General features: G+C 71.4%; 16 protein-coding genes, 1 tRNA gene and 1 pseudogene. 6 read left to right on the forward strand and 12 right to left on the reverse strand.

Going from position 1 to position 16,763, the window contains the following annotated elements:
- The 5 genes and pseudogenes from GT007_RS20460 to GT007_RS20480 all read left to right on the forward strand — a co-directional run.
- A pseudogene (locus GT007_RS20460) lies at positions 1–242 on the forward strand (methyl-accepting chemotaxis protein); the annotation flags it as partial.
- Between the two features lie 84 nt (positions 243–326).
- Positions 327–716: a RidA family protein gene (locus GT007_RS20465; protein ID WP_160123528.1), complete on the forward strand. Its 390-nt coding sequence runs from the start codon at positions 327–329 to the stop codon at positions 714–716.
- 111 nt (positions 717–827) lie between these two features.
- Positions 828–1,166 (forward strand): hypothetical protein, encoded by a 339-nt coding sequence (locus GT007_RS22640; protein ID WP_236571784.1) that lies wholly within the window; start codon positions 828–830, stop codon positions 1,164–1,166.
- A 118-nt stretch (positions 1,167–1,284) separates the two neighbouring features.
- Positions 1,285–4,095 carry an ATP-binding protein gene (locus GT007_RS20475; protein WP_160123529.1) on the forward strand — a complete coding sequence of 937 codons (2,811 nt, stop codon included), beginning with the start codon at positions 1,285–1,287 and terminating at the stop codon, positions 4,093–4,095.
- Between the two features lie 96 nt (positions 4,096–4,191).
- Positions 4,192–4,941: an SDR family NAD(P)-dependent oxidoreductase gene (locus GT007_RS20480; protein ID WP_160123530.1), complete on the forward strand. Its 750-nt coding sequence runs from the start codon at positions 4,192–4,194 to the stop codon at positions 4,939–4,941.
- Here GT007_RS20480 and GT007_RS20485 read toward each other — a convergent pair.
- The 9 genes from GT007_RS20485 to GT007_RS20525 form a co-directional block, all read right to left on the reverse strand.
- On the reverse strand, positions 4,929–5,330 hold the full coding sequence (locus tag GT007_RS20485) for a helix-turn-helix domain-containing protein (protein ID WP_160123531.1): 402 nt from the start codon (positions 5,328–5,330) through the stop codon (positions 4,929–4,931). The two genes, GT007_RS20480 and GT007_RS20485, sit on opposite strands and share 13 nt — an antisense overlap.
- A 90-nt stretch (positions 5,331–5,420) precedes the next feature.
- Positions 5,421–6,998: an MFS transporter gene (locus tag GT007_RS20490; protein WP_160123532.1), complete on the reverse strand. Its 1,578-nt coding sequence runs from the start codon at positions 6,996–6,998 to the stop codon at positions 5,421–5,423.
- The gene (locus GT007_RS20495; protein ID WP_160123533.1) at positions 6,988–7,368 is read right to left on the reverse strand and encodes a DoxX family protein; all 381 of its coding nucleotides are present in this window, start codon (positions 7,366–7,368) and stop codon (positions 6,988–6,990) included. Before GT007_RS20495 ends, GT007_RS20490 begins: the two co-directional genes overlap by 11 nt.
- A gap of 3 nt (positions 7,369–7,371) precedes the next feature.
- Positions 7,372–9,231 (reverse strand): amidohydrolase, encoded by a 1,860-nt coding sequence (locus GT007_RS20500; RefSeq protein ID WP_160123534.1) that lies wholly within the window; start codon positions 9,229–9,231, stop codon positions 7,372–7,374.
- Positions 9,232–9,247: 16 nt separating this feature from the next.
- Positions 9,248–9,508, reverse strand: a complete 261-nt coding sequence (locus GT007_RS20505) for a XapX domain-containing protein (protein ID WP_160123535.1) — start codon at positions 9,506–9,508, stop codon at positions 9,248–9,250.
- Complete coding sequence (locus tag GT007_RS20510) at positions 9,505–10,212, reverse strand: alpha/beta fold hydrolase (protein ID WP_160123536.1); 708 nt, start codon at positions 10,210–10,212, stop codon at positions 9,505–9,507. Before GT007_RS20510 ends, GT007_RS20505 begins: the two co-directional genes overlap by 4 nt.
- A 50-nt stretch (positions 10,213–10,262) precedes the next feature.
- Positions 10,263–11,099, reverse strand: a complete 837-nt coding sequence (locus tag GT007_RS20515) for an alpha/beta fold hydrolase (protein WP_160123542.1) — start codon at positions 11,097–11,099, stop codon at positions 10,263–10,265.
- A 94-nt stretch (positions 11,100–11,193) separates the two neighbouring features.
- A complete protein-coding gene (locus GT007_RS20520; protein ID WP_160123537.1) occupies positions 11,194–11,847 on the reverse strand; it encodes a hydrolase in 654 nt (217 codons plus the stop codon).
- A gap of 189 nt (positions 11,848–12,036) precedes the next feature.
- Positions 12,037–12,113, reverse strand: a tRNA-Arg gene (locus tag GT007_RS20525).
- A gap of 179 nt (positions 12,114–12,292) precedes the next feature.
- Between GT007_RS20525 and GT007_RS20530 the strand changes: the two genes are divergently transcribed.
- Entirely contained in the window at positions 12,293–12,514 is a 222-nt protein-coding gene (locus GT007_RS20530; RefSeq protein ID WP_160123538.1) for a hypothetical protein, read from the forward strand.
- 97 nt (positions 12,515–12,611) lie between these two features.
- Here the strand turns inward: GT007_RS20530 and GT007_RS20535 are convergent, their stop codons facing one another.
- The 3 genes from GT007_RS20535 to GT007_RS20545 form a co-directional block, all read right to left on the reverse strand.
- Positions 12,612–13,634 (reverse strand): ABC transporter substrate-binding protein, encoded by a 1,023-nt coding sequence (locus GT007_RS20535; RefSeq protein ID WP_160123539.1) that lies wholly within the window; start codon positions 13,632–13,634, stop codon positions 12,612–12,614.
- A 156-nt stretch (positions 13,635–13,790) separates the two neighbouring features.
- Complete coding sequence (locus GT007_RS20540; protein ID WP_160123540.1) at positions 13,791–14,807, reverse strand: ABC transporter substrate-binding protein; 1,017 nt, start codon at positions 14,805–14,807, stop codon at positions 13,791–13,793.
- A 141-nt stretch (positions 14,808–14,948) separates the two neighbouring features.
- The coding region (locus tag GT007_RS20545) for a chemotaxis protein CheA (protein WP_160123541.1) at positions 14,949–16,763 on the reverse strand (1,815 nt) is incomplete at its 5' end.

Raw genomic sequence — 16,763 nt, forward strand, 5'->3', positions numbered from 1 at the left:
TGGCGATCGCGGCGGCGGTGGAGCAGCAGAGCACGGCCACCGGCGAGATCGCGCGGACGGTGCAGCGGACGGCGCAGGCGACGGATGCCGTGAGCCAGAACATCGCGGCGGTGAGCCAGGGTTCGGGAGAGACGGGTGCGGCGGCGGCGCAGGTGCTGGGGGCGGCGTCGGAACTGGCGCGGCAGTCGGAACAGCTGACCAAGACCGTGGGCGGGTTCGTGGCGGATGTGAGGGCGGCTTAGCCGGGGTTTCGCGGAACGGCACTGGACAGCCCATCGGCAAGGATAAAATATAGGATATCCTTCCCGATGGAGCCCGCGCCCCTCATGACCGCCCTCGAACATATCTTCGTCCCCGGCCATCACAAGGTGCCCTCGCCGATCACCCCGGCGGTGAAGATGGGCAACCTGCTCTTCGTCTCGGGCATTCCCGCCTTCGACCGCGACGGCAAGCTGGCGGTGGGGGATTTCCCCGCCCAAATGCGCCAGGTGATGCAGAACATCACGGAGATCCTGACCGCCGCCGGCACCGACTGGGCGCATGTCGCCAAGTGCAACATCCTGCTGACCCGGCGGGAGGATTTCGAGACGATGAACCAGATGTACGCGGAATATTTTCCGGATGGGAAGTATCCGGCCCGCGTCACCTCCATCGTCTATTCCCTGCCGCGCGCGAATTTCCTGCTCGAAATCGAGTGCTTCGCCCTGGTGCCGTGAAGGCCCGGCGGCGGGCGCCAGCAGGCCGATCCAGGCGGAATAGACCAGCGTGGGGAAGCCCTGCTCGGCCACGCCGGGCAGGTCCGGCAGGCGTTCGCGCGCGGCCTCCAGGTGCAGCGGCGTCGCTTCCTCGGCCGCCTTGCCGTCCCCGCTCTCGATCGCCTTCAGGATCAGCTCACGCTCCCGCAGGGTCTGGCGGGTGCGCTCCGTGGGAAGGTGGAAATAGCACCGCTGCAACCGCGCCTCGATGCTGCGGATGATCTCGGCGGCCTAGAGGTTGCCGGCGGCCTCGGCGCAGGCGGCGTGGAAGGCCTGGTTGCTGGCCGCCAGATCGACCGCGGCTTCGCGCTTCAGCGCACGGCCTGGCCATCGGCGATGAACGATGAGCGCGAAATCCAGCCCCGCGCCGGGCAGGTGACGGTCCGCTACAGGCGCACCACAACCTCATAAAAATATTTTTAAATCAGTGCTTTATTTTACAGCCCTGGATTGTTCCGCCTGCAGCCGCTATCTCACACACGCCGCGCCGGGGTGGGTGCGCGCGGCGCATCAGGGCGATGGAGGCAGCGTGAACGGCGCTGAGGAGATCAGGTTCGGCGAGTTCATCCTCGTGCCCGGCCGCAAGCTGCTGCTGCGCGGGCATGAGGAAGTGCGGATCGGCCAGCGCGCGCTGGATCTGCTGGTCGCCCTCGCGCAGCGCCCCGGCATGGTGCTGGACCGCGATGCCCTGGTCGCCGCCGTCTGGCCCGGCCGGCATGTCGATGATTCCAACCTGCGCGCCCAGATCGCGGCCCTGCGCAAGGCCCTGGGGGAAAGCGAGGCCGAGGCCCGCCATGTGCTGACCGTGCCCGGCCGTGGCTACAGCTTCATCGCCCCGTTGCGGGCCCCGGCGCCCCGCCCCGCGGCCGTGGCCACCGGCAACCTGCCCACGCGCCTGCAACCCGTGGTGGGGCGCGACGCGGATATCGCCCTGATCGCCGAAAGCCTGGCGCAGCGGCGGTTCGTCAGCCTGATCGGCGCCGGGGGCATCGGCAAGACCACGGTGGCGTTCAGCGTGGCGCGGCGGCTGGCCGCCAGCTACGACCAGCCGCCGCTGCTGCTGGATCTCGGGGCGCTGACGGATGGTTCCCTGGTCGCGGGCCAGCTGCTCTCCGCCCTCGGCAACGGCGCGCCGGGCACCACGGGGGGCCTGCCCGCCATGCTGGGCCAGGCGCACCGGCTGATCATCCTGGACAGCTGCGAGCATGTGGTCGGCGCCGCCGCCGACCTGGCCGAGCGGATCCTGGCGGCGGGCCCGCGCGTCCGCGTCCTGGCCACGAGCCGGGAGCCGCTGCGCGCCGAGGGCGAGTGGACCTATCGCCTGCCCTCGATGGAAAGCCCGCCCCCCGGACAGGCGCTGACCGCGCGGGAGGCGCTCGCCTTCCCCGCCGTCGCGCTGTTCATGGAGCGCGTGCAGGCGGCCGGCGCCATGCCCAGCCTGACCGATGCCGACGCGCCGCTGGTGGCGCGCATCTGCCGGCAGCTCGACGGCATCCCGCTCGCCATCGAACTGGCGGCGACCCGGGTGCCGCAATTCGGGTTGCAGGCGCTGGCGGAGCGGCTGGACGACCGCTTCCGCCTGCTGATGCAGGGCCGCCGCACCGCCCTGCCCCGCCACCAGACCCTGCGGGCGACGCTGGACTGGAGCTACAACCTGCTGCCGCCGGAGGAACAGCGGTTGCTGCGCCGGCTGGCCGTGTTCCACGGCTGCTTCCCGCTGGAAGCGGCCGTCACCGCCGCCACCGAGGCGGACGAGGACCCGATGGAGATCATCGGCCGGGTCGGCGGGCTGGTGGACAAATCCTTCCTGACGCTGCAACCGCGCCAGAATGAAATGGCCTACCGCTGCCTCGACACCACGCGCCTGTATCTGACAGCCAAGCTGGAGGAGGCGGGAGAGGCCACGGATGCCACGCTGCGCCACGCCCGCTACTACACGGAGGTGTTCCAGCAGGCCGAGGCGCTGTGGGACAAGCTGCCCGTCGCCGAGGCCCGCGCCCGCCTGACGCCCGACCTGGACAATCTGCGCGCCGCCATCGACTGGAGCCTGGGTGCCGGGTGCCAGACCTGCCTGGGCATCGCCCTGACCATCGCGGCCGTCCCGCTGTGGTTCGCGCTCGGCCTGCTGGATGAGGCGCGGCGGCGGCTGGAAACCGCTGTCACCGCCTTCCGTGGCGAGGTGGACCCGGACCTGCGGCAGGGCATGCGGCTGTACGCGGCGCTCGGCACCGTCACCGTCTTTCCGGCGACCACGCTGGAATCCGCCTGGGTCAACACGCTGGTCTTCGCGGAAAAGCTCGGCGACATCGAACACCAGCTGCGCGCGCTGAACGGGCTGACGCTCGGCGCCCTGCGGCGCGACCACCGTGAGGCGCTGGGCCACGCGCGGCGCTTCCGCGATATCGCCTGGGCCGCGGGCCAGCCGGATGACGGGCCGGTGGGCGATCGGCTGGTGGGCTATGTCCTGCACCTGCAGGGCGAGCAGGCGGAGGCCCGCCGCCTGACGGAAGCCATGCTGGCGCGCTATCCGCGCCGCGCGCTGCAGCCGCACCAGAGCAAGCTGAACTTCTACGACCAGCGCATCCTCGCCAAGAGCACCCTGGCCCGCATCATGTGGCTGCAGGGCGAAACGGAGCAGGCCCTGGCCCTGTCCGACGAGGTGGTGGCGGAGGCGCGCGCGCTGGAGCACCCGTTCAGCCAGATCTTCGCCCTGGGCATGACAGCCTGGCCGCTGGCCTATCTGGCCGGGGACATGGAGCGGGCCGCTGCCGCCCGCGCCCTGATGCAGGCGGAATTCCGCCAGACCAGTGGCTGGGTGCTCTGGAGCGACATCCACCTGGCCCTGGAGATGATCGCCCGCGAGGAGACCGAAGCGGGGCTGGCCCTGCTGCGCTCGCTGATCGCCGGGATGCCGCCCACCGCCTTCACCGCGCAGATGCCGATGATGCATGCGGGCCTGGTCCAGGCCCTGCTGCGGCTGGGCCAGGCCGAGGAGGCGCTGACCACGCTCGACACCGCCCTGGCCGATGCGCGGAACAGCCACAGATTGTGGTACGAGCCGGAATATCTGCGCATGCGCGGAGAGGTGCTGCTCGCGATCGGCGCGCAGGATGCCGAGCAGGCGGCGGCCGCGCATTTCACCGAAGCCCTGGCCATCGCCGAACGCCAGACGGCGCTGGCCTGGTCGCTGCGCGCGGCCACCAGCCTGGCCAGGCTGCGCCGGCGCGGGGCGGCCGGCCTCGCCGATCGCGGGCTGCTCGCCGGTATCCTGGCGCGCTTCCCCGAGGGCAGCCGCACGCCCGAAATCTCCGAAGCCCGGATGCTGCTCACGCCCTGCTGAGGGCAGGATCAGCCAAGAACCCACGCCCGCCCCATGCCAGGCTGCGCTTTTCCGCAACCGCGGAAAGGGTGGATCGGTCAACACAAGGACGGCGGCGTGTCGGTCGGATTGATGGGCAAGGTGGCGTTGATCACCGGCGGGTCCCGGGGCATCGGCCGCGCCGTGGCGCTGGCCATGGCCAAGGCGGGGGCCCGCGTGGCCATCAGCTTCCGGCAGGACGAAGCCAGCGCCACAGGGGTGGTGCGCCATATCGAAAACGGTGGCGGCCGCTGCATCGCCTATCGCGCCGACCAGGCGCGGGTGGATGACATCCATCGCCTGGTGCGCGCGGTGGTGCGGGAATTCGGCGCGCTGGACATCCTGGTGAACAACGCCGCGCATTTCGTCACCGGCGGGGTGGACGACCCCGACATCGATGGCGGCCGGCTGGCCGCCCAGGCGGCGGTGAACATGCAGGGCGTCTTCACCGCCATCCGCGCCGCCGCCCCCCTGATGCGCCGGGGCGGGCGCATCATCACCACCGGCTGCACGGTGGCCGGGCATGTGGGCGCCCAGGGGTTGGCGGACTACGCGGCCTCCCGCGCGGCGGTGGTGGGTTTCACCAAGGGGGCGGCGCGGGACCTCGGCCCGCTCGGCATCACGGTCAATGTGGTGCAGGCGGGGCCCATCAACACGGAACGCAACCCGGCCTATGGCCCCTTCGCGGAGCCCCAGCGCTTCGGCACCGCCCTCGGCCGCTTCGGTGAGCCGGAGGAGGTGGCGGCGGGCATCCTGTTCCTGGCCAGCGCCGAGGCCTCTTACGTCACGGGCACGGTGCTGACCATCGACGGCGGCTACGGGGCCTGAGAGGCCGCGCCGTGGAGGATGGCCTCGGCGCTGTGCCGCGCGGCGGTGGCCGGGGCCTGCCGCCGCCAGGCCGCCGGGCTGGTGCCCAGGGCCCGCTGGAAGCGCTTGGTCAGATGCGGCTGGTCGCAGAAGCCGCATTCCAGCGCGATCTCCGACAGGCCGAGCGAGGAATGCAGCATCATCGCCTGCGCCCGCGCCAGCCGACGCTGCAGGATATAGGCATGCGGCGATGCCGTCAGGCTGGCGCGGAAGGCGCGGGAGAAGTACCCGGCACTGAGCCCCAGCAGCGCGGCCAGGGCTGGCACCGTCAGCTCCTCGGCCAGATGGGTCTCGATATGGCGCCGGACCTTCTCGACCTGCCAATGGGCCAGGCGGGCGGGTTGGGACATGTGCGGGCTCCCCGGACGTCGCGGGGGAAACTTCCGGGGGAAGCGCGCGGTGAGACAGTCAAACGCTGTGAAAAGCTGTGAAGCGCTCCCTCAGCCCGCCAGGAAATGCCGCACCACGGGCGGCTCCTCCGCGATGTGGAAGCGGCGCAGCTCCGCCTGCAGATCCGCGTCGGCGTGCGACACGCGGCGATGCTGGCGCAGATGCTCGGCCCAGGATTCCACCATGAACCATTCGACCACCCGCGAGGGGTCGGCGGCATCCTGCGCCAGGCCCCAGCTATAGGCGCCGTCGCGCCGCCGGGCGGCGGAAAGCCGGTGCGCCAGGGCGCGGAATTCCGCGAAGCTGTCCGGCGCCAGGCGGTACTCGATCAGGATCAGCACCGGGCCCCGGTCGTTCTCCACCGGGGCGGCCAGCAGCGGCTCCGGCCAATGGAGGGAGGGGGTGAGGTCGGCCTCCCCGCGCGGCAGCGGAAAGCGGCGCAGCACGATCGCCGTGCCCGTCAGCGCCAGCGCCGCCACCCAGAGCGTGACCGGCACGCCCAGCGCCTCGGCCAGCGCGCCCCACAGCAGGCTGCCCACCGTGACCGCGCCGTTGAACACGGTCAGATAGACCGCCAGCGCCCTGCCCCGCACCCAGTTGGGCAGGATGGCCTGGGCGGTGCCGTTCAAGCCGGTCAGCGCCGTGATCCAGGCGATGCCCAGCAGCACCAGCACCAGCGGCGCCAGCGCGCGCGGGGGGGCCAGGGCCAGCAGCGCCATGGCGGCCGCCGTCAGCAGGGATGCCGCGAGCAGCAGCCCGTCGATATCCAGCCGCCGCCGCAGCGCCGGCAGGATGAAGGCGCCCAATATGGCCCCCGCCCCCACCGCGCCCAGCAGCAGGCCGTAATACCCCGCATCGCCGCCCAGCAGCTGGCGCGCCACCAGCGGCAGCAACGCCCAGATCGCGCTGCCCAGCACGAAGAACACCGCCGCGCGCATCAGCACCACATGCAGCTCGCGGCTGGCGCGGGCATAGCGCAGCCCGGCCCGGAAGGCCCCGGCGAAGCGTTCGGAGAGCGGGTCTTCCTCCGCGCGCGGGCGCCGCCACAGCAGCAGCGCCGCGATGACGACCGCATAGCTGGCGACATCCGCGCCATAGGTGAGGGTGGCGCCGAACGCCGCCAGCAGCAGGCCGCCCGCGGCAGGGCCGATGGCGCGCGCGATGTTGATGCCGAGCGAGTTCAGCGCGACGGCGCTGCGCACATCGCGCGGGGGCACCAGCTCCGGCACGATGGCCTGCCAGGTGGGGGCCATCAGCGCGGCGCCGATGCCGCCCAGGAAGGTAAGCCCGGCCAGCGCCGCGACGGACATCGCCCCCGTTTCCGCCAGCATCATCAAGGACAGGCTGACGAGCGCCAGCAGCACCTGCACGGCCATCAGGAATTTCCGGCGGTCCAGGATATCGGCCAGCACGCCGGCGGGGATGGCCAGCAGGAAGATGGGCAGCGTGCCCGCCGCCTGGATCAGCGAGACGGCGGCGGGCCCGGCGCCCAGATCGGTCACCAGCCAGGCGCTGGCGACATCGCGCATGAAGCTGCCGATATTGCCGACGACGGTGGCGAACCACAGCAGCACGAAGGTGGGTTGCAGCAGCGGCGCGAAGCTGCCGCCTTTCGGTTCAGCGGCCATGGTCGCGGTCCCACAGCGCGACCAGCAGGAAGGCGCCGGTCAGGCCCAGATGCTCGTAGAAGGCATTGGCCATCATGAAGCGTTCATGCCCCGGCGGCAGCGCCCAATAGCGGTTGGCGACGAAGGTGGCCGCCAGCGTGAAGGCCGCCAGCATCAGCGCCCCCAGCCAGCGCAGCCGCCCGGTCAGGATCAGCAGGCTGGCGCCCAGCTCCACCACAATGGTCAGCGCCGCCGTGGCGGCGGGCAACGGCAGGGCGAAATGCGTGGCCTCCGCCACCGCGCCCGGGAAGTCGAGCAGCTTGTTCAGCCCGCCCTGGAGATAGGCGGCGCACAGGCCCAGCAGCCCGATGAAGGTGAGGAGGCGCGCCATGGCTCAGAACGCCCAGCACGCGCAGCCGAGCGCGCCCCAGAAGCCGCGATCCTGCCCGGCGGGCGTGTTCGCGGCCCAGGCGCGGGCGTGGTCGTGCCCATGCACCCCGCAGGCATTGGCGCAGCAGGAGACGGCACGGGCGAAAGGCGTCTGCCGCCGTTGCTGATAGCCGCCGAAGCGGCGCACCGGCGACCAGTCCGGCATCGCGGGCGGCAGGTCGGGGGCCAGCGGCGCGTAGTCGGCCGCGCCATGCACGATACGCCCGCCCACCAGGGTCAGCACCGAGGTGATGTCCTGGATCTCCTCGCCCGGCACCGCGAAATAATCGCGGTCGAGCACGGCCAGGTCGGCCAGCTGCCCCACGGCGATGCAGCCCTTCTTGCCTTTCTCGTTGGAGAACCAGGTGACCTTCTCGGTCAGCATGCGCAGCGCGGTTTCGCGGTCCAGCGTGTTGCGCTCGGGCGTGATGCGCAGCCCGCCGATGGTGCAGCCGGTGGTCAGCCAATACAGCGCGACCCAGGGGTTGTAGGAGGCGACACGGGTGGCATCCGTGCCGGCCGAGACCTTCACCCCCATCTCCAGCATCTTCGCCACCGGCGGCGTGGCCTCGGCGGCGCGGGCGCCATAGCGCTCGACGAAATACTCGCCCTGATAGGCCATGCGGTGCTGCACGGCGACGCCGCCGCCCAGGCGCGCGATGCGTTCCAGCGACTTGTCGCTGACTGTCTCGGCATGGTCGAAGATCCAGTGCAGCCCGTCGAGCGGCATCTCCTCATTCACCTTCTCGAACACGTCGAGGGCGCGGGCGATGGTCTCGTCATAGGTGGCGTGCAGGCGCCAGGGCCAGCGGTTCTGCACCAGCACCCGCACCACGCCTTCGAGGTCCTCCTCCATGCTCTGTGGCATGTCGGGGCGTTCGACCCGAAAGTCCTCGAAATCGGCGGCGGTGTAGACCAGCATCTCGCCCGCGCCGTTCAGGCGGAAATAGTCGTCGCCCTGCTGGTACTTGTTCTGGCTGGTCCAGCGCAGGAAGTCTTCCTTCTCCTGCTTCGGCTTCTGCGTGAACAGGTTGTAGGCGATGCGGATGGTCAGCTGGCCGTCCTCGGCCAGCTTGCGGATCACCTCATAATCCTCGGGGTAGTTCTGGCTGCCGCCGCCGGCGTCGATGGCGCTGGTCACGCCGAGGCGGTTCAGGTCGCGCATGAAGTGCCGCGTGGAGTTCAGCTGATACTCGAAGGGCAGCTTCGGCCCGCGCGCCAGCGTGGCGTACAGGATGGTGGCGTTGGGCTTGGCCAGCAGCAGGCCGGTAGGTGTGCCGTCGGGCGCGCGGATGATCTCGCCGCCCGGCGGGTTCGGCGTGTCCTTGTCGTAGCCCACGGCGCGCAGCGCCGCCGCGTTCAGCAGCGCGCGGTCATACAGGTGCAGGATGAAGACCGGCGTCTCGGGGGCGGCGGCGTTGATCTCCTCCAGCGTCGGCAGGCGCTTTTCCTCGAACTGGTGCTCGGTGAAGCCGCCCACGATGCGCACCCATTGCGGCGGCGGCGTCACGGCGGCCTGGCGCTTCAGCATGTCCATCGCGTCGGCCAGGCTGCGCACGCCGTCCCAGCGCAGCTCCATGTTGAAGTTCAGCCCGCCGCGGATCAGGTGCAGGTGGTTGTCGAACAGGCCAGGGATCAGCCGCCGGCCGGCCAGGTCGATCACCCGCGTGGCGGGGCCGGCCAGGGGCAGAATGTCCCGCGCATCGCCCACCGCACTGAAGCGGCCGGCGGTGATGGCCACGGCCTGCGGCGCGGGGTTGGCGCGATCGAGGGTGGTGATCCCGCCATTGTGCAGGATCAGGTCGGGGGCGGCGGGTTCGGCCATGGCGGTTCTCCGGGGCTCAGCTCTGGTCGGCGGGCTTGTCGCCGCGCGCCGGCAGACGGCCGAACAGATGGTTGCGGCAGTCATCCATGATGACGGAAACACTGATCGGGTGGCCCGCGAAAACGCGCCTGGCCAAAGGCACCACCTGCTCACCCAGCAGGATGCCCAGCAGGCCCACCAGCGCGATCACGGGCGGCGCCGGAGAGCGGACATTGAGCAGGCTGTAGATCACGCCCACCAGCAGCCCCGCGCCCAGGGAGACCAGGTAGATCTTCATGCTCCCGACACCTCGCGCGCCGCGGCCAGGATGACATCGGCCACCGCCTGGGGGTGCGTCAGCAGGGACATGTGGCCGGCGGCCAGTTCCACGCTGCGCGCGCCCAGCCGCGATACCAGCTCGCGCTGGAGTTCGACGCTGACGGCACGGTCCTGCGCGGAGACGACGTACCAGCACGGCCGCCCCGCCCAGGCGGGCTGGCTGACCGCGTCGCTGAAGGTGGCCGCGCCGAGCGGGGTCTGGGTGGCGGCCAGGATACGGGCCTCGGCCTCGGGCATGTCCTGGGCCACATTCTCGATCCAGCTCCTGGTGCTCATCATGAAGTGGCCGTGGCCGTCATCCGTGACACCGCTCAAGCCCGGCGGCGGGGGATGGGCCGCCACCTGGTCGCCTGTGGACTGGCCGGCGCCGGGCGCGAAGGCCGCGACATAGACCAGCGCCTTCACCTTCGGGTGGTTTCCCGCCTCGGTGATGACGGTACCGCCCCAGCTGTGCCCCGCCAGGACCACGGGCCCCGGCGCGGCATCCAGGGCGAGGCGCGTGGCGGCCGCGTCATCGCCGAGGGAGGTGGTGGGGTTCTGCACCGCCACGACCGGCAGCCCCTCGGCATGCAGCAGCGCGATGACGCGCCGCCAGCTGGATGCGTCCGCCCAGGCGCCATGAACGAGGACGACACTGACATCGCCCCATGATGCTTGCGTCATGAGAAACTGTGCTCCTTGTTCAGGCGGTAGCGGCCGGACGCCTTGGCGCCTCAGGCGTTGACGAAGGCCAGCAGATCGGCGTTCAGCACATCGGCGTTCACCGTCAGCATCCCGTGCGAGAAGCCCGGATAGACCTTCAGCGTGCCGTTCCGCAGCAGCGGCGCCGATTTCAGCGCGGCGTCGGCGATGGGCACGATCTGGTCGTCATCGCCGTGCAGCACCAGCGTGGGCACGGTGATGGCGCGCAGGTCCTCGGTCTGGTCGGTCTCGGAGAAGGCCTTGATGCCGTCGTAATGGGCGCGGGCGCCGCCCATCATGCCCTGCCGCCACCAGTTCTGGATCACGCCCTCATGCACCGTGGCACCCGGGCGGTTGAAGCCGTAGAAGGGGCCGGCCGGCACGTCGCGGAAGAACTGCGCGCGGTTGGCGGCCAGCGCGGCACGGAAGCCGTCGAACACCTCCATCGGCAGCCCCTCGGGGTTCGCGGGGGTCTTCAGCATCAGTGGCGGCACGGCGCTGACCAGCACGGCCTTGGCCACGCGGCCGGCGGGCTGGCCGTGTTTGGCGACATAGCGCGCGACCTCTCCTCCGCCCGTCGAATGGCCGATGTGCACGGCGTTGCGCAGGTCCAGATGCTCGGCCACCGCGAAGGCATCGGCCGCGTAGTGGTCCATGTCATGCCCGTCGCTGACCTGGGCGGAGCGGCCATGGCCGCGCCGGTCATGGGCGACGACGCGGAAACCCTTGGACAGGAAGAACAGCATCTGCGCGTCCCAGTCATCGCTGGACAGCGGCCAGCCATGGTGGAACACGATGGGCCGGGCGGTCTTCGGGCCCCAGTCCTTGAAGAAGATCTGGACGCCATCGGGCGTGGTGACGGTGCTCATCTCGGTCGATCCTTGGCTTGTGGTGGTGGCGCGGCCCGTGGCCGGCAGCATCGCGGAGGCGGCCAGCAGGGCCGCCCCCTCCCGGCGCGTGAGCTCAGCCCTCATGCGCGCCGAACATGGACTTGGCGTAGATGATGCCGAGGCCGTAGGAGCCGCCGAACTTCTTGGCGATGCCTGTCGTCATCTCGTAGGTGCCGGTGCGGGCCCAGTCGCGCTGCAGTTCCAACAGGTATTGCAGGCTGGTCATCGGGCGGGCGCCGGCCTGGATCATGCGCTCCATCGCGCGCTCATGCGCTTCGTCGGAGACATCGCCGCAGGCGTCGGCGATCACGTACACCTCGAAGCCCTGGTCGATGGCCGACAGCGCCGGGCCCACGATGCACACGCCGGTCCACAGCCCCGCAAGGACGATGCGCGTCTTGCCGATGCGGTTGATCTCCGCGATCACCCCCGCATCCTCCCAGGTGTTCATGGAGGTGCGGTCGAGCAGCGCCTGGCCGGGGAAGGCATCCGTGATCTCGCTGAACATGGGGCCGGAGAAGGACTTTTCCGCCACCGTGGTCAGGATGGTGGAAACCCCGAAGCCGGCCGCGGCGTGGGAGACCAGGGCCGCGTTGTTGCGCAGGTTCACGGCGTCGATGGACTTGGTCGCGAAGGACATCTGCGACTGGAAGTCGATCATGACCAGGATGTGGTCGTCGGCGTTCAGCAGCATCTTGCCGGGGGTGGGCGTCGCGGTGAGGGCCATGGGAGAGCCTTTCGGAATGGGGCGGGCGCCGCGTTCCGTCAGGTCGGCGGCCTGGACCCAGACTGGGGCTTGGGGGGCCGCGGGGCTTGCACGCTTCGGACCTTTTTTGGCGGGCAGGCTGGATAGGCCATGGGCGCGCGAGAGCGTTCGCAGGATTTTGCGAGGCCTCGGTATCATGTGTTGAAAAACTGGCGGACCCGAAAGGATTCGAACCTTCGACCTCTGCCTTCGGAGGGCAGCGCTCTATCCAGCTGAGCTACGGGTCCTGAGCCGCCGCCACACCTAGCCTATCCCGCGCCGCAAGGAAAGCGCCCGCCCGGCGCAATCGCCGATAGAACACCCCTATCCCCACCATCGAAACCCTCGCGTCGCGCCTATCGCTCCCGCGCGGCATTCTCCCCTCACGCCAGGCGGCCCGCCGGGCGGCAGAGGAAAGGAGAGCCCCATGTCCCGCATCATCGCCATCGCCGCCATCATGCTGGCCACCGGCATCGGCACCGCCTCCGCCCGCTCCACCCTGGTGGTCGGCCAGAACTGGAACATGGGCCAGGACCGCCATTCCGCCCGCGCCATGTCCAGCCAGGAAGCCCGGACCTACGCGCAGGCGAAGGACCGCGCGGCGATCCGCACAGCCATCCAGGCGGGTGCCATCCGGCGCGCCCGCTGAACCAAACCCCTTCCGTGGGTGGGCGCCATCCCACACCCACGGGGCCGCCGGTGCCGGGCTTCTCCCACCCCTGTACCGGCACCGGCGGCTATGATCCCTACAGCGCGCGGTCCGCCACCGGCGGCAGGAAGCTGTCGGTATAGAAGCGGTCCACGCTCGGCATCGCCGCCAGCGAATACGCCTCCTTCACCGCGTCCAGCTGGCGCTGGATGCGCGGCGCCTCCATGGTGCCCAGCCCCAGCCGGCGCACGTTCGGGCTGTCCACCAGCTCATCCATCGCGATCGCCTGGCGCGCCAGCTCGATCGGCACATCGGTCAGCGGCTCGCGCTCCTTCAGGGACTGGATCGCCTCCGCCCGGTTATGGAAGCCGTACTTCACCGAACGCAGGATGGCCGCCACCGAACCGCGCACCGCCTCGGGGTTGTTGCGGGCGAAGGTGCGGGTGGTGACGATCACGAAGCCATAGAAGAAATCCAGCCCCAGTTCCCGGTAGCGGAAGATCCGCTGCTGCGGGATATCCAGCCCCAGCGCCTTCAGGCTGATGATGCTGCTGGTGACGAAGCCCGTGATGCCGTCCGCGCGGCGTTGCACCAGCATCGGCTCGCGCAGTTCGGGCGAAACCGACAGCCAGTTGATGCTGGCCGGGTCCAGCCCGTTCAGCCGGGCAGCCACCGGGAACACCTGCCGCCCGCCGTCGAATTCCGGGGCCGCCAGCGTCTTGCCCGCCAGGTCGCGGAAGGTGCGGATCGGCCCATCGGCGCGCACGGTCGCCGCATGCGGCGGCTGGTCCCACACCAGGCCCACGCACAGCAGGTCATTGTCCGGCGTCATGGACATGAAGCGCATCAGCGGCGTGGGGTCGCAGGTGGCGATATCCACCGTGCCGGCCGAGATGTCGATCGGCACGCGCGCGGAACCGAACCCGCGGGACACGGTGGCATTCACCCCCGCATCGCGGAAGAAGCCGCGGCGATCCGCCACGGCGGCATAGCTGTAGGCGCCGTGGAAGATCCAATCGATGGAAAAGCGCACGGGCGTGCCCTGGGCGGTCGCCACCAGCGGCGTGGCCAGCGCGGCGGAAGCACCAAGGGCGGCGCGGCGGGACAGAAGAAGGGTCATCGCAAGACTCCCGGAAACGATGACCGATTGAGGCGCCGCCCGCCCTCCGGGGGCAATTCGGGAATGGCGCCGGATTCACCCCCCGGCGCAGGGGTTGGGGCATGGCTGTTCACATCCCCCGTGAGGGCGCCCAAAAACCGGGCGCCCCAGGCCGGGCTACAGCATGCGCTCGGCCGCCGGCGGCAGGAAGCGGTCGGTGTGGAAGCGGTCGGGGCTCGGCATCTCGCCCAACCCATAGGCCTCCTTCACGGCCGCGATCTGGCGCTCCAGCCGCGGCGCCTCGATGATGCCGAGGCCCAGGCGGCGCACATGCGGGCTGTCCACCAGCTCCTCCATCGCCATCGCCTGGCGGGTGGTCTCGATCGCCACGTCGGTCAGCGGCTCCTTGGCCCGCAGCGCCTGGATGGCGGCGTCGCGGTTGTGGAAGGCGAATTTCAGCCCCTTCAGCAGGGCGGCCACCGTGCCGCGCACGGCCTCCGGGTTCCGTTGGGCGAAGGTGCGCGTGGTCAGGATCACGGAGCCATAGAAGAAATCCAGCCCATGCTCGCGATAGCGGAAGATGCGCTGCGCCGGCAGGTCCATCCCCAGCGCCTTCAGGCTCAGCGCGGTGGAGGTGACGAAACCCGTGATGCCGTCCGCGCGGCGCTGCACCAGCATCACCTCCCGCAGCTCCGGCGCGACCGACATCCAGTTGATGCTGGCGGGGTCGATGCCGTTCAGCCGCGCGAAGACCGGGAACACCTGCCGCCCGCCATCGAATTCCGGGGCCGCCAGCGTCTTGCCCGCCAGCTGGCTGACCTGGGTGATGGGCCCGTCGCCGCGCACCGTGGCCGAACCCGGCGCCTGGTCCCACATCAGCCCCACGGCCAGCAGGTCGTTGTTGGGGTTCTGGGACATGAAGCGCAGCAGCGGCGTGGGGTCGCAGGCCGCGATGTCGAAGGCGCCGGCGGACATGTCCAGCGGCACGCGGGCGGAACCGAAGCCGCGCGTGATGGTCACGTCGATGCCCTGCTCACGGAAATAGCCCTCGCGCTCGGCGGCGGCGCCGAAGGCATAGGGGCCGTTGTAGATCCAGTCATAGGAAAAGCGGACGGCGGTGCGCTGCGCGCGCGCGACGGCCGGGGCCAGCAAAGGGGCGGTGGCGAGGGCCAGGGTATGGCGGCGGTTGATCATGCGGGTCCTCCTGATGCGCGCCACAGGACAGGAAGCGGGGGTGCGGCGGCAAGCGGCAAGCGGGGCGCCGGGGGCCGGGCCGCGCGCGGGGCGCCCGCGCCGCGCGCAGGCACGCAAACCGCCGCCGCCGAATTAGGCAGCCTACCCCAGCCCATCCGGCTCCAGCACCAGCACCGGCTCACCGGTGCCCAGCATGCCCACGGCAGACAGCGCGGGCATCGCCGCGAGCGAGGGATGCAGCGGGCGCAGCAGCAGCTCCGTCCGCTGGGCCACCTTCTCCACCCGCAGCCCCAGCCGGCCGCCGGGCCGGTCCAGCACCACCGTGCCGCCCAGCGGCGCCTCCGGCAGGCCGAGCGCCGATTCCAGCGTCAGCACCACCATGTCCGGGTCGGCGGCGCCGGGGGGCAGCACCTCCAGCACGCGGCCGGCCGGCAGGCCATAGGCATGGCCCCCCGCCTCCACCAGCAGCACGGGCTGGATGGCGGCACTCACCGGCAGGGTCAGCGCGAAGGCGGTGCCCTGCCCGGCCCGGCTGGTGATGCCCATATGCCCGCCCGCGCGGCGCACCGCGTCATGCACCACATCCAGCCCCACCCCCCGGCCGGAGACATCGGTCACCTCCGCCCGGGTGGAAAAGCCCGGGCGCAGCAGCAGGGCGTGGGTCGCGGCCTCGGTCAGTTCGGTGCCGGGGGCGACCAGGCCCCGCGCCTCGGCGGTGCGGCGCACGGCGGCGGCGTCGATGCCCCGCCCATCGTCGGAGACGGTGATGCGCACCTGCCCCGGCAGGCGCTCGGCGGCGACGCGCAGCAGCGCCTCGGCGGGCTTGGCGCCGCGCTGGCCGGGGGGTTCCACGCCGTGGTCCACCGCGTTGCGCACCAGGTGCAGCAAGGGGTCGGCCAGCATCTCGATCAGGCTGCGGTCGATGCGCACATCCTCGCCCGCCAGTTCCAGGCGCACGGGTTTTCCGGCGCCCTCGGCGACCGTGCGCACGGCGCGCGGCAGGCGCTGGAACAGCGTGCCCACCGGCACCACGCGCAGTTCCAGCACCGCCTCATCCAACTGCCGCATGGACAGCGCCATGCGGGATTCGGCGGTGCCCAGCCGGTTGCGCAGCCGGTTCAGCTGCGCGGCGGCACCGGCCAGCTGCCGGGCGGGCTCACCCGTCAGCCGGTATTCCAGCGCGGCCAGCGTGGCATAGGAGGCACTGCCCGCCGGGTCCTTCAGCGCCTCCGACAGCGCGGCGGCGGCGGCGCGCACCTCGGCGGCCAGGTTGATGATGTTGTCCACCACATCCTGCCGCACCCGCAGCGTGGGCTGCACGGGGGTGGCGCTGGCGGGCTCGGGCGGCGGCAGGGCGGCGGGCTGCAGGGACAGCACATGCCGCCCATCGGGGTCGGCCAGGGCCAGCGCCGCGCGCAGCGCTTCCTCCGCCGCGTCCGAGGCCAGCAGCAGATCCAGCTGCGGCATCGCCGCCCCGGGCACGGCCATGCTGCCCAGCACCTCGCCGGCGCCGCGCAGCCAGAATTCCAGCGCGGCCTCATCCTCCGCCGCGCCGCCGGTCACGGCGCGCACGCGCCACAGCCGCCGCCCGGCCTCCAGCGCCATCAGGGTGCGGCGGGCGGCATCGGCGGACAGGCTGGTGGCGAAATCGGGCGGCAGGCGGGCATCGGGCGGCAGGACGGGGGCGGCCAGCACATCCAGCGCGCCCAGCGTGCCGGCCGACAGCGCGGCGGCCAGGGCGGGGCGCCCGGCCTCCAGCATCTGGCGCGCGTCGGCGTCGGCGGCGCGGAAGGCCAGGTCCTGCACCCGGCGCAGCGTGGCCTCGGCGGCGGCGTCGCCCAGCGCCTGGGCGGCATCGGCGGCATCGCGCGCCAGGGCCGCGCTGTCCGGTGCGGCGGCCAGCCGGGCCAGTTGCGGCGCGGCCGGCAGGGCGGGGCGCGGCAGGGCGGGCGGGGG

It is taken from the genome of Rhodovarius lipocyclicus, assembly GCF_009900765.1.
In the GTDB taxonomy this organism is placed as follows: domain Bacteria; phylum Pseudomonadota; class Alphaproteobacteria; order Acetobacterales; family Acetobacteraceae; genus Rhodovarius; species Rhodovarius lipocyclicus.